Source organism: Corallococcus sp. AB011P (genome assembly GCF_003611605.1).
Lineage (GTDB): Bacteria > Myxococcota > Myxococcia > Myxococcales > Myxococcaceae > Corallococcus > Corallococcus coralloides.
Genome location: NZ_RAVX01000006.1, coordinates 330,207 through 342,630, shown reverse-complemented (window position 1 = coordinate 342,630; position 12,424 = coordinate 330,207). Strand labels below are relative to the sequence as shown.

At 69.1% G+C, this 12,424-nt stretch carries 10 protein-coding genes; 1 reads left to right on the top strand and 9 read right to left on the bottom strand.

Annotated features, from left to right (window positions below):
- Positions 1-7 precede the first annotated feature (7 nt).
- Positions 8-1,180 carry a glycosyltransferase family 4 protein gene (locus D7X30_RS19555; RefSeq protein ID WP_120564442.1) on the bottom strand — a complete coding sequence of 391 codons (1,173 nt, stop codon included), beginning with the start codon at positions 1,178-1,180 and terminating at the stop codon, positions 8-10.
- A 167-nt stretch (positions 1,181-1,347) separates the two neighbouring features.
- Positions 1,348-2,661: a nitrous oxide reductase family maturation protein NosD gene (locus tag D7X30_RS19550; protein WP_158619300.1), complete on the bottom strand. Its 1,314-nt coding sequence runs from the start codon at positions 2,659-2,661 to the stop codon at positions 1,348-1,350.
- A gap of 457 nt (positions 2,662-3,118) precedes the next feature.
- On the opposite strand from D7X30_RS19550, the gene D7X30_RS19545 reads away from it, so the two are divergent.
- Positions 3,119-4,363 (top strand): O-antigen ligase, encoded by a 1,245-nt coding sequence (locus tag D7X30_RS19545; protein ID WP_120564440.1) that lies wholly within the window; start codon positions 3,119-3,121, stop codon positions 4,361-4,363.
- 41 nt (positions 4,364-4,404) lie between these two features.
- Here the strand turns inward: D7X30_RS19545 and D7X30_RS19540 are convergent, their stop codons facing one another.
- The 7 genes from D7X30_RS19540 to D7X30_RS19510 form a co-directional block, all read right to left on the bottom strand.
- On the bottom strand, positions 4,405-5,367 hold the full coding sequence (locus D7X30_RS19540; protein ID WP_120564439.1) for a D-2-hydroxyacid dehydrogenase family protein: 963 nt from the start codon (positions 5,365-5,367) through the stop codon (positions 4,405-4,407).
- A 36-nt stretch (positions 5,368-5,403) separates the two neighbouring features.
- Positions 5,404-6,600 carry a GNAT family N-acetyltransferase gene (locus D7X30_RS19535; protein WP_120564438.1) on the bottom strand — a complete coding sequence of 399 codons (1,197 nt, stop codon included), beginning with the start codon at positions 6,598-6,600 and terminating at the stop codon, positions 5,404-5,406.
- A gap of 80 nt (positions 6,601-6,680) precedes the next feature.
- The gene (locus tag D7X30_RS19530; RefSeq protein ID WP_199724435.1) at positions 6,681-7,859 is read right to left on the bottom strand and encodes a DegT/DnrJ/EryC1/StrS family aminotransferase; all 1,179 of its coding nucleotides are present in this window, start codon (positions 7,857-7,859) and stop codon (positions 6,681-6,683) included.
- Positions 7,847-8,965: a GNAT family N-acetyltransferase gene (locus D7X30_RS19525; RefSeq protein ID WP_120564436.1), complete on the bottom strand. Its 1,119-nt coding sequence runs from the start codon at positions 8,963-8,965 to the stop codon at positions 7,847-7,849. Before D7X30_RS19525 ends, D7X30_RS19530 begins: the two co-directional genes overlap by 13 nt.
- Before the next feature lie 36 nt (positions 8,966-9,001).
- Positions 9,002-10,084 carry a gluconeogenesis factor YvcK family protein gene (gene yvcK / locus D7X30_RS19520; RefSeq protein WP_120564435.1) on the bottom strand — a complete coding sequence of 361 codons (1,083 nt, stop codon included), beginning with the start codon at positions 10,082-10,084 and terminating at the stop codon, positions 9,002-9,004.
- A 110-nt stretch (positions 10,085-10,194) separates the two neighbouring features.
- The gene (exoE, locus tag D7X30_RS19515; RefSeq protein ID WP_120564434.1) at positions 10,195-11,562 is read right to left on the bottom strand and encodes a polyisoprenyl-phosphate hexose-1-phosphate transferase ExoE; all 1,368 of its coding nucleotides are present in this window, start codon (positions 11,560-11,562) and stop codon (positions 10,195-10,197) included.
- A gap of 110 nt (positions 11,563-11,672) precedes the next feature.
- Positions 11,673-12,410 (bottom strand): CpsD/CapB family tyrosine-protein kinase, encoded by a 738-nt coding sequence (locus D7X30_RS19510; RefSeq protein WP_120564433.1) that lies wholly within the window; start codon positions 12,408-12,410, stop codon positions 11,673-11,675.
- Between the last annotated feature and the right edge of the window lie 14 nt (positions 12,411-12,424).

The following is a 12,424-nucleotide window of genomic DNA, read 5'->3' as shown; positions in this document are numbered from 1 at the left end:
CGCCAGCTCACCCGGCTGTCTCAGGATGCATGAGATAGGCTTTGGGGAGAAACGAAGCGGGGGTGCGCCGGACGCGAGCCCGGGAGACATACCCGGCGGCGTCCTCGCACCAGTCCACGTGACGGCGCACGGCGCTGGAGAGCTCGAAGGCTTCGCAGGCCCGCTGGCGTGCGGCAGCACCGAGCTGATACCTCGATACCGGGTCGTCCAGCAGGCATTCGAGCGCGGCGGCGAAGCCGGCCTCGTCTCCGGGCTCCACCAGCAGACCGGTCCTGCCGTGATGAATGAGCTCGGGGATGCCGCCGACCCGTGAGGCCACCACGGCGCAGCCGCAGGCCATGGCTTCCGCGACGGTGAGACCGAAGGCCTCCACCAGCGAGGGCTGGATGCAGATGTCCGACGTTCCGAGCAGGTCCTGGACGTCGCTGCGCAGCCCCAGGAACTCCGTCTGGTGCTGGAGGCCGAGCTGTACCGCGAGCACACGAAGGGACTGCTGCGCCGGACCATCTCCGACGACGCGCAGGCGCCCCCGGGGCGAGCGCAGGCGTCCGAGCGCCCCCAAGAGGTGGTGCACGCCCTTGCTCTCCACGAGGTTGGCGATGGTGATGAGCTCCACCTTCCCCTCGGGCCGCGAGCGCGCGCGGGGATGGAAGCGCCGGGTGTCCACGCCATTGAAAATGGTGCGGGAGCGGTGGGGATGGAGCCCGAAGCGCCGGCCCTCCTTGACGCGCACGTGCTCGGAGACACCAGCCAGGCTGTGCACGCGGACCATGGTGGCCTGGTTCACCACCCAGCGCAGGCTCCGGCGCACCACGTTCTCGGCCTTGTCGATGAGGTCCGAGTGGGCCGTGTACAACACCTGGGAGGGCCACGCCGCGTAGGCCGCCATCGCGATGCTGCTGCGCGGGGCCAGGAAGTTGAGGTGGATGACGTCATGACCCGCCAGACGCCGCGTCATGCTGACCAGCCCTGAGCGCTCGAACTCCCCCAGGTCATCCACCCGCGCGCCACTCGCCTTCAGCTCCGTGACGAAGGACGGAAGCATGGGCTGGTGAAGCCAGACATCCACCTGGTGACCGCGCCGCGCGGCCTCCCAGCAGAAAGCGTGAATCCAGTCCTCCAACGAGCCCTGCTTGCGTGGAGCCATGCTTATCAGCAGCGCGATGCGAAGCCCCTTCATACGCCCTCCCCCTCGCACCCGTCCTTCCGGACGGAATGCGCGCGCGAGGCCCCGGTCCGAGGCCTCGCTCCCCCTGCTCGCTCACCGTCAGCGAACAGCCCACTCCCCATTCCCTGAGATGAGTTCAGGACCGGCGCTTCGCAAGTTCCACGGATGAAGGCTGCGCATCAGCAGCCGGACTCCACCGCGCCAATGTCCGGCCCCGCACCACAAGTTGCCTCGAAGTCCAGGTGCTCGCCGCGGTCGACGGCGGCGGGCCCGGGCGACAGGGTATCCGGGTCGACCAGGGCCGCATCCTCACGCGAGTTGCCATCCTGGCCCTGCGCCTGCCATTGAGAGAGATTGAGGGCCGCGCCCGCCTTGAGGAAGGTGGCTCCGGGCTGGTAGAGATTGTTGCCCGTCGTCAGCCCGGGCGACTGGCTCCCCACCTGCATCGCCTGGGCCGCGTCGATGATGTTGTTCTTCACCACCATGTTCTCGGTGGGCCCGCCATCGCCGCTGCCCATGATGATCGCCGGACCCTGCAACCGGGTGAAGGTGTTGTTCACCACCTGGGTCCCGGTGGAGACCGCCATCTGCAAGCCCCCGCCTGTCATGCCGCCCTCGGTGATCATGTCCCGGATGCGATTGCGGCGGATGACGATGCCCGAGGGGTACGGGCCGAAGCGGTTGCCACCCACGCCGATGGCCAGACCCGCGTCATAGAAGTCATTCTCCTCGATGAGGACGTCCCGGGCCGACAGGTGCACCACCATGGCGCCATTGCCTCCGAGCGTCGGATGGCGGCGGGCCTTGTGCATCTTGTTGTGGCGGACGGTGACGTTGTAGCAGGTCTTGATGTCAATCGATTGCTCGATATTGCCGTACAGGTCGTTGCCTTCGATGAGCAATCCATCCGCGGGTGCACTGGGGTCGGAGCCATCCGTGCTGTAGCACTGAATGGAGTCCCCTGAATTGTCATGAATGACATTGTCGCGCACGGTGATGTTGCGCGCCGTGGGCTGGATCATCACCCCGTGACCATCCTTGTTCGGGATGGAGATGTGGTGGATGTGGTTCTTCTCGAGAGTGGCCCCGTGAGCACCATTGTGGAAACTGATTCCGGCGCCGTACTGGGCGTTGTGGACCTCCGAGTTGGAGAGCACGGTGCCCTCGGTGTCACCGGAGAAGGCCACGGCGAAGGAGGGCTTGTTCTGCACGTCGATGTCGAAGCCCTTGATGCGCCAATGGGGCCGCTCCACGACGACGAGCGCGCCCTGCGCGGAGCCCGGGACGATGTGCGGCGTGTCCACGCCCTCGAGGGTGATGGGCGCCTCGGCCGTGCCGGCACGGACGTTGCCGGTGATGAGGACCCGCTCGGCGTAGGTGCCGGCGAGCGCCCGGATGCGATCGCCCGGCCCGGCGAGGGTGAGGGCCTTGGCGAGGGTTCGCACGGGAGCCGACTCGGTGCCGGCCGCCGCGTCATCACCCGTGGGGCTCACCACCCACTCATGCGCGTAGCTGGTCGGCTCTGGAGTCTCGGACGCTTCTGGCGTGGGAGACGGGGAAGCGCCCGGCGCCCCGTCCGTCGGAGTGTAGCCTGGAGAGGCCGTGTCCCCGGAACCAGCGGGGCTTTGCGGTCCAGACGAAGTACCCCCGCCACAAGCGGAGGCAAGCAGGACCGAGGTGGACAGCAGGAGAGTAGTCAATCGGAGACGCATGCGAGGACCCTGTTGGAAAGCGGAAACTGAGTGAGTAGGGACAGCAGGGCCGCGCGGATGATTCCGCCGCGAGCAAGAGGCCCCGGGGGGAGTGACGAGAGACCGTCCGCCGGCATGCCTCGCGTCGGGCAATGAAGAGTGTCGGGGGAGGAACCGCCTTTCGGGCAGTCACGTCCGGAAGTGAGGGTGCTCGCCGTGCGGTGCCGGCGAGCTGGCTCCACAAGGGGGAGGTGCGGGGATGGGAACGGGAAGCAAGGCAGTGCGGAGTCAGGGTCGCTGGTCCTTCGGATTCCTGCTCGCGTTCCTGGCCGCCATCTACATCAGCCCTGGTGAGTGGATTCCGGGGCTCGCCCAGTTCCGTCCGGCCCTGTTGCTGTCAGCGCTGTCCACCGGGCTGATGCTGATCGGGCGCGTGGGCCGCCGGGAGAAGCTGTGGCATGTGGACGGATATCGCGGGCTGCTGCTGCTCACCTTCTGTGGCCTGGTGTTCGCCTCGCTGAGCTGGTCGCTGTACCTGGACGCCACGGAGTTCACCGCGGTGGAGCTCCTCAAGTGGGTGCTCGTCTACCTGACGCTGGTGAACCTGGTGACGACGGAGCGGCGGCTGCTGTGGGCCTGCCTCGCGCTCATCCTGGGCTCGCTCTTCACCTCGCGCGGAGTCATCGCCTGGCACCAGGCGGGGGTGGACCTGGTGGAGGGCTACCGCTCGCGCTGGGTGGGCGTGTACGCGGACCCCAACCGGATGGCGATGAGCGTGGGCATCATCGTGCCCCTGGCGGTGGCCTTCCTCGTGCGAAAGCAGAGCACCTTGCTGGTACGGCTGACGTGCGGCCTCGCGGCGGCGCTCGCCATCACCGCCATGGTGCTGAGCTACTCGCGCGGCGGCTTCCTCGGGCTGGTGGCCGCCGCGGGCACGTGGGTGCTGCTGGAGCGGAACCTGGCCCGCACGCTGGTGGTGCTGGTGGCGGCGGGGGCCATGCTGCTGCTCTCCCCGGAGAGCTTCTGGAACCGCACGCGCACGGTGGGCACCTATGAGGAGGATGCCTCGGCGATGAGCCGCGTGGGGGCCTGGACGGTGGCCTCCCGGGTGAGCGTGGAGCACCCGCTGCTAGGCGTGGGCGCGGGCACCTTCCCCTATGCGTGGCGGATATATGGCCCTCCGGGCCAGACACGGGTGTACGCCGCGCACAATGTCTTCCTCCAGGTCATCTCAGACCTGGGCTTCATAGGTCTGGCGATCTTCCTGTCCTTCATCGGAGCGGCGCTGGGGCCGTTGTGGACGCTTGCGCGAGACAAGGAGCGCGGCTGGCTGGTGCGGGCGCTCGCTGCGGCGGTGGTGGGCCACCTGGTGTCCTGTCTCTTCGCGGGCTTCCTGGTGGCCGTGCACTTCTACGTGCTGTTCGGGCTCGCGGCCTGCGCGGACCGACTGGCCCGCGCCGCACGTGCAGCGGGCCAGGGCAATGGTGTACCGGGTCGTGTTTGAGTACGGCGGGGACTGGAACTTCCAGAAACCCTCCCTGAGCCCTACCCCAGCCTTCGGATGGGCTCGCCCTTGAGGAACGCGCGGATGTCCTCCACGGCTTCACGGAAGTACGTCGTGTAGTTCCCCTGGGACACGTAGCCCAGGTGCGGCGTCGCGAGCAGGTTCGGCAGCGTCCTCAGCACGTCGTCCGCGGGCACCGGCTCTGTTTCAAAGACATCCACCGCCGCGCCCGCGATGACACCCTGCTGGAGCGCCTCAACGAGCGCCGTCTGATCCACGATGGCCGCGCGCGACGTGTTGATGAGATACGCCGTGGGCCGCATCCTCGCGAGCTCCGCGCGGCCCACCAGCCCCCGCGAACGCTCCCCCAGCACCAGGTGGATGGACACGAAGTCGCTCGTCTCCAGGAGCGACTCCTTCGACACGGCCCGCGTCACGCCCACCTCCGCGGCCCTCGCATCCGTGAGGTTCGGACTCCACGCGACCACGTCCATCCCGAACGCCGCACCCACGCGGGCCACCCGGCTCCCAATCTTCCCCAGGCCCAGGAGCCCCAGCCGCCTCCCGTGCAGATCCACGCCCACGGAGTGTTGCCACGGGCCGCCCTGCCGGAACGCGGTGCTCTCCCCCACCACGTTCCTCGCCAGCGCCAATATCAACGCCCAGGTCAGCTCCACGGGAGGCTCGGTCGCGCTCGCGGTCCCGCACACCGTCACGCCGCGCGCGGTGGCCGCGGCCACGTCGATGGACGCATTCCGCATCCCCGTCGTCACCAGCAGCCGCAGCCGTGGCAGCCGTTCAAGGAGCGCCTTCGGGAACGGCGTGCGCTCCCGCATGACGACGAGCAGGTCGAACGGAGACAGCGCCGCGACCAACTCCTCCTCACCGGAGAAGTGCTCGCGGAACACCGTCACCTCGACCTGTCCGCTCACGGAAGACCAATCCGCGAGCCGCGTGGAAACACCCTGATAGTCATCCAAGACGGCGCAGCGCAGTTTCTCCATGGCACCCGCCAGGATCCGCCGCGCCGCCCCCGAGCGTCAACTCACCGCGGCCTTCCGCCGGCGGAACCGGCGCACCTTCTCCACCAGCTCATCCGACAGCACGCCCTTCACCGCGTTGCGCGTCTGGCGGGCCCACTCCTCGGAACGCGTGAACCACGTGCCCGTGAAGCCCGCGCCGTGCGCGCGCAGGGACACCGTCTGGCGTTGCTTCGTCACCCAGTCGGACTTGTACGTCTCCGTGCCTCGCAGGAAGTCGTACTCCGTCAGCCCCATCTCGATGGCGTCCTTGAACGTCTCGCCCACCAGCACCAGGCCCACGCTGCGGTTGCGCCACGCCGGGTCATAGCCGGACTGGAAGTACACGAACGTCTGGCCATGCAGGATGCCGTACACGGACGCCACCGCCTGGCCGCCCACCTTCATCGTGTACATCCGCAGCCGGCCCCGCTCCGCGAGCCACTGCGTCGCGTCCCGGTGGAACGCCTCCACCCCTGCGCCCTTGATGCCCTGCGAACCGCCATCCGAGGACCAGCGCAGCGCATGCAGCCGGAAGAAGTCCGTCATCGGCCCGGCAAGCGCGCCCGGCGCGTCCGTGCGCTCGATGCGGTAGCCGTCCTGCTTCTCCAGCCACTTGCGCCGGCGCAGGTAGTTGTCCCGGCGCCCCGTGCGCTTGAGGAACGCGTCGAACGGCTCGCCCGGCACCAGCGTCTCGTACGGGCACACGTAGCGCTCCGTCACGCGCACGTCGCCAAACACCTCGCGCGCCACGCCGAGCGTCGTCGAACCCTCACGCAGGTCCGTCAAATCCAGCACGTCCCACTCGTCGCGCAGCCCCTGGAGCACGTTGAAGAACGCCCGGGACACCTCCGCCTCGCGGCCCTTGCGCGCCACCACGTCCAGGTAGTCGCTGCCCACGTGCGTCTCACCCAGGAAGCCCAGGCGCCGCACCGGCACGCCGTTCACCCAGCGGTGCTCCAGGCCCAGCGGCAACAGGCCCACCAGCGTGCCCAGCCTGTCGCGCGCCGTCAGCACCAGCGGCCGCACGTCGGGCGCGATGCGCCGGCACCACGGATACAGCCACTCCCATGCGTTGAACGGACCGGCCGTGCTCGCGTCCAGCAGCGAGTTCCACTCCGCCCGCATCCCCGCCAGCCGCGAGGCACTGCCCACCGCCGCCACGTCCAGCCGCGGCGTCAACCTCGGCCCCGACGTCAACTCGTCTTCGCGGATCACCGCGTCACCCTGATGCCTTTCCCGAAGCACTGCCACGGCCCCCGGGGACCATTGCAACCCGGGAGCCAGCTCCTGTTCCCTCACGACGCGCGCTTGCTCGGCCGGCGCTCGGACTTCAGCGCCTCCCGGACCACGTCCGCCACCTGCCCCATGACCTCCGGCGACAGGTCCTGGTGGCAGGGAATCTCCAGAATGGTGCGCCGCAGCTGCGCGACCTCCGGGAACTCCGACGGGTCACACGCGGGATGGAAGCGCTTCCAGAAGTCGATGGCGTCGATGCCCTTCTCACGCAGCTTCGCCAACAGCAGCTCCTTGTCCTGCACCACCATCGGGTAGAACAGGGGGCTGACGCCCGCGGGCAGCTGGTTGAAGAGCGGCGGCGACACGTCGCGCAGCCGGCCCAGCAGGAGGAAGTAGTTGCGGCGGCGTGCCTCGACGATGGACTCCAGGTCCTGCGCCAGGGCAATCCGCTTCGTCAGCGGGCTCATGCCCAGGTCCACGTGCCTCCGGTCGAAGTGCTGCGTGCCCGTGGCCACCCGCTCGATGCTCGCGGCCTTCACCGTGCCGTGCCCCACCGAACGGACCAGGCCGCGCAGCCCCCGGCCCACCGTCCCACCGCGCAGCTCCAGGTTCTGCAGCAGCGCGGACACGGTGTGGCTGAAGGTGGACGCCAAGGGCGGCGCTGGCGGCTCCGGCAGGCTGTACGCGCGCTTGCCGTTGACGACCAGCGCACCCCCATTGGGTACCGGAAGGGTCTTGTAGAGGCAGAAGATGCCCACGTCGCCCGTGGTGCCCAGCGGCGTCGCGCCGTCCGACGACAGGAGCGACAGCGCGCAGTCCTCAATCAGCGGGATGCCGTGCTCGTCCGCCAGCTTGCGCATGGCGTCCACCGGCCCCGGGAAGCCCGCGTAGTGGATGAGGTAGAGCGCGCGCGTCTTCGGAGTAATCCGCTTCGCCACGTCCGCCACGTCCACGTCCCAGCGGCTGCCCACGCGGTAGAAGCGCGGAATGGCGCCCGCGTCCACCACCGCCTCCACCTCCACGCCGTGGTGGTAGGCGGGCATCAGCACCTCGCCGCCATCCAGGCGCAGCATCTTGATGGTCAGCCAGACGGCGTTGCGCGCGAAGTAGAAGTACCGCGCGTTGGGAGACGAGAACGGCGGCAGCGCCCCCGGACGCGGCGGGGCCATCAGCATGCCCGGCCACAGCGTGGGCAGGGACGGCACGAACATCTTCTCGGTCGTCTTCACTTCTTCCATCGCGCCACCACCTCTTTCGCCGCCGGTACCCACCGGAACTTCGCCGCGCACAGGGCCCGGCCGAAGGCGGTGTCGTTGAACACGTAGAGCCAGGTGTGCCGGCGGACCTGATCCGTCCAGTCGCGCTTCCACACCATGTCCGGCCCCAGGAAATCGAACTCGGTGAGCCCCCGGTCCAGGCAGTCCGCCAGCACCTCCTCCATCAGGAGCTGCCCCGGGCTGCATTCCTTCAAGGACTCGTCGTAGCCGGGCTTCAGCAGGAAGTAGCGCCCGCCAAACTCCAGGCCGTACTGGAACGCCACCGCGCGCCCGTCCACGCGCAGGAAGTACAGCGCCAGCCGGTCGCGGTAGGCCGAGTCCCGCGCCAGCTCCGTGTAGAAGCCGCGCGTCTTCGCGTCCTGCGCCATGGCCGTGCCATTCGCGCCCTTCCAGCCGCTCTGCTCCAGGAGCAGCCCCTCCTCCAGCGTGCCCTCCAAATCCAACCCGCCGGAGACGCGCTCGAAGGTGACCTTGCCCCGCTCCTCCAGCTTGCGGCGCCGGCGGCGGCAGTTGGCCTTGAACTTGGACGGCAGCTTCGCGAAGTACGCGTCCTTCTTCGCGGGCAGCGGCACATAGGGCGACTGCAATGACTCCCACTCGCCCACCGGCAGACCGCCCTGCTTCGCGGCCTCCAGCAGGCGGAAGCCCGCGCCACCGTCCGGCACGTCCGTCAGCCGCAGCACGTCCCAGCCGCCCGTCGCGCGCAGGTGCGCGAGGAAGGCCTGGGCCGCGGCATCCGGCTCCCGCGCCAGCATGTCGAAGCGGCAGGAGTGCGCGTTGGCAGCGGAGGTGAGCTGACGGACGGGCACGCCGTACATCGACGTGCGCTCCTCCACCAGCGGCAGCGCGGCGGTGAGCGTTCCATCCTCACTGCGCAAGAGCAGCACGCGCATGCGTGCCCCGGCGGCGAAGTTGTCCAGCCACAGCCGCAGGAACTCGTGCCGGTAGAACAGCTCGTGGGAGGTCGTCTCCACGAGCTGGTTCCACTCGGCTTCCAGGGACATGAAGACCGCCCGGTCGTTGACTTCCACGACCTGGGAGGCGGCCGAAAGTTGAATGGCTTCCATGTGAGAGGGCCCCAAGGTGGTGATGGGCGGCGCGGCCTACAACCCGCTGCGCGCCATCTTCAGCAGGCAGGCAGCGACCTTGCGGCTGTCGTGTCGGATCTTGGAACCTTCCTTGAGGAGGTCCGCCTGCACCGGAATCACGCCGGAGGACAAGAGCTCCCGCGTCTCCGCCGTGACCATGAAGGAGCCCTTGCGCGCATAGCGCTGGATGGACTCATCCGAGGGCGCCCGGCCGTTGACGAGCACCGCGTCCAGCACCGGCCCCACGTGGTCGATGACGGCCTGCACGTGGTCCAGGCAGTTCATGCCGTCCGTCTCACCCGGCTGGGTCATCAGGTTGGCCACCATGACCTTCAGCGCGCGCGTCTCCTTCAGCGCCTGGGCCACGCCGTCCACCAGCAGGTTGGGCAGCACGCTCGAGTACAGCGACCCCGGCCCGATGGCGATGAGGTCCGCCGAATAGATGGCCTCCAGCAGGCCGTCCACCGGCGGCGGAGAACGGGGGCTGAGCGACACGCGGCGCACCCGGCCCTGGGCGCGGCAGATGTTGCGCTCGCCCACGACCTCCGTGTCGTCATGCATCTGCGCGACGAGCTGCACCGACGCGAGCGTGCTGGGCAGCACCTGGCCCTTCGCGCCCAACAGCTCCCCGGACAGCCGCACCGCCTCCAGGAAGTCGCCCTTCAGCTCCGCGAGCGCGGCGATGAGCAGGTTGCCCACCGCGTGGCCGGCGAGGCCCTTCGCGCCGCCGAAGCGGTACTGGAACACGTCCTTCAGCGCGCTCTTGCCGCCCGCGAGCGCCACCAGGCAGTTGCGGATGTCACCCGGAGGCAGCGCGCCGTGCTGGCGGCGCAGGCGGCCGGAGCTGCCGCCGTCGTCGCTCATCGCCACGACCGCGGTGATGTCCACGCCTGGCTGGCCGCCCTTGGGGGCCGCTCGGCGGGCCAGCCCCTTGAGCACCATGGGCAGGCCCGTACCGCCGCCCATCGCGACGATGCGCGTGGGACGGTTCTTCGGCGCCTGCAGCAGCTCGTTGCGCTCCACGCCCTGCTGCTTGTTGCGCGCGTCGTCCTGGCTCCACTGCTCTGAGAACGGTGCGTCCACGTCCATGCCCACCATGTTCCGACCCCCTCGCCCATCCCAATCCATGGCTACCCACCCTTGGCATCCCGGCCTCCCCCGACAACCGGAGGCCGCGGATGGTCATCAACGCCTACTACTGAACCTGGCTACCGAGCACCCCGCCCCAACAGCACGTGCCGGACCGTATGGAAGATGATGCCGACGTCCAGGAACAGCGACCCGTTCTTCACGTAGTACAGGTCGAACTCCAGCTTGTTGCGCGCATCCTCCACCGAAGCGCCGTAGGGGTAGCGGATCTGCGCCCACCCCGTGATGCCCGGCTTCACCGCTTCACGCACGCCGTAGAACGGAATCTGCTGCTTGAGCTGCTCGGTGAACACCGGGCGTTCCGGACGAGGCCCCACGAAGCTCATGTGGCCCAGCAGCACGTTGAACACCTGCGGAATCTCGTCGATGCGCGTCTTGCGGATGAACTTGCCCACCCGGGTGACGCGGTCGTCGTTGGAGCGCGCCCACACCGCGCCGTTCTTCTCCGCGTCGGTGCGCATGCTGCGGAACTTCCAGAGCGGATACGCCCTGCCGCCCAGGCCCACGCGGTCCTGCCGGTAGAAGACGGGGCCCTTGGAGTCCAGCTTGATGGCCAGCGCCACCAGGATCAGGAAGGGCGAAGCCATCAGGAGGAGCAGCGACGCCACCGCCACGTCGAACACCCGCTTGAAGGCCCGGCGCAGGGGCGACACCGTCATCTCATCCGCGAAGGCGAAGTCGCTGGCGCGCAGGAACTGCACCGGGATGCGGCGCAGCACGCGCTCGCAGAAGCCCGCCGCGTCGTACACCCGCCGCCCGTCCAGCCGGCAGCGCAGCAGCGAATCCACCCAGTTGGCGCCGCGCATGTCGTCCGCGGCCTGCACCACGTAGGAGGCGTTGAGGCGCGCCGCCATCGCGTCCAGCGGCTCCTCCACCTTGCGCGGGTCCACCAGGGCCACCACGCGGAAGGAACCCTCGCCGCCGTCTTCAATGGCGCTGGCCACCGCGCGGGCCTTGAGGCCATCACCCACGACGAGCACCGCGTCGGGTTCACCCACCAGCGCCCGGATGGAGACGCGCACCACCAGGGTGCCGGCCAGGGCGCCCATCGCGCCGCCCAGGAGCGTCCCCGGGGGCAGCACCACCGGCAGGGCCAGCGGCAGCAGCAGCATCACCCCGCCCGCCACCATCGCGGTGACACCCGCGGCCTTGAGGAAGCGGTAGCCGCGCGTCCGGTCCTCGGCCGCGATGCGCAAGTCATACAGGTCCAACAGGTACAGCGTGAACTGGAAGGTGACGACGAAGGCCAGGCCCAGCCCCACCAGCGTCGGCCACATCGTGGCGAACGGGGGCTGGGAACCCAGGGGCGCGAAGAGGGCCGCGCAGGCCGCGGCACCCGCGACACAGGCCAGCGCGATCGCCGAGGACTCGGCGAGGAAGAACGTCAGTTTCTTGGCTGAAAAATAATGGTGGAAAACGCGAAGCACGTGACTCCTCCAACCCCAACCCGCCGCCGCTCCAGGCCCCCCGCCCATCGCACCTCATCGGTGCGAAGAGCGGGTCGGGCCACGAATCACTCCCACTCGACAACCGACTGCTACTTCTTCACGTAGTTCTTCAGGTACGGGGTCGCGTTCACTTCCGCCCCGTTCAGCACGCAGCCCACCAGCGCCGCGCCCGCCAGCTGCTCCACCGCCTGGTTCACCACCTTGGAGGGGGTGACGTTGGCGCGGATGACCATCAGCACGCCGTCCATCTGGTGGCCCAGGATGGCCGCGTCCGCGAACGGCAGCGTGGGCGGCAGGTCCACGTACACCTCGTCGAAGCCCTCACGCACCGCCTTGAGGAACTGCTTCATGCGGGCAGAGGCCAGCACCTGGGTGCTCTCCTCCGGCGTGGAGCCGGCGGGGATGACCGCCAGCCGCGTGGAGTTGAAGCGGCGCACCACGTCGCGCACGTCACACTCACCGGCCAGCAGCTCCGCCAGGCCCACCTTGTTGCGCATGCCCAGCGTGGGGGCCACCTGCCCCCGGCGCAGGTCCGCGTCCACCAGCAGGATGCGGCGCTCCGGGTTCGCCCGGGCGGCGGCCAGGGCCAGGTTCACGCTCGTCACCGTCTTGCCCTCGCCGGGCATCGCGGAGGTGAGCGCCACCACCTTCATCGGACGCTGCTCGCGCATCCGCTCCAGGCGGTAGTACAGGGTGCGGTACTGCTCGGCGGCCGCGGAAGCAGGGGCCGTGAGCGTCACCACCCGGCGGTCCACCGCGTTCGAGGAAGCCGCGCTCTCATCCACGCGGGGGAGGAAGTTACCGGCCCGCTCCATCGTCGAATCCATCTGTGTTCTCCAAT

Coding starts and splice junctions, on each gene's coding strand:
- yvcK (WP_120564435.1), bottom strand. CDS start 10,084: ATGGTGGGCATGGACGTGGACGCACCGTTCTCAGAGCAGTGGAGCCAG.
- D7X30_RS19555 (WP_120564442.1), bottom strand. CDS start 1,180: ATGAAGGGGCTTCGCATCGCGCTGCTGATAAGCATGGCTCCACGCAAG.
- D7X30_RS19525 (WP_120564436.1), bottom strand. CDS start 8,965: ATGGAAGCCATTCAACTTTCGGCCGCCTCCCAGGTCGTGGAAGTCAAC.
- D7X30_RS19530 (WP_199724435.1), bottom strand. CDS start 7,859: ATGGAAGAAGTGAAGACGACCGAGAAGATGTTCGTGCCGTCCCTGCCC.
- D7X30_RS19545 (WP_120564440.1), top strand. CDS start 3,119: ATGGGAACGGGAAGCAAGGCAGTGCGGAGTCAGGGTCGCTGGTCCTTC.
- D7X30_RS19510 (WP_120564433.1), bottom strand. CDS start 12,410: ATGGATTCGACGATGGAGCGGGCCGGTAACTTCCTCCCCCGCGTGGAT.
- D7X30_RS19540 (WP_120564439.1), bottom strand. CDS start 5,367: ATGGAGAAACTGCGCTGCGCCGTCTTGGATGACTATCAGGGTGTTTCC.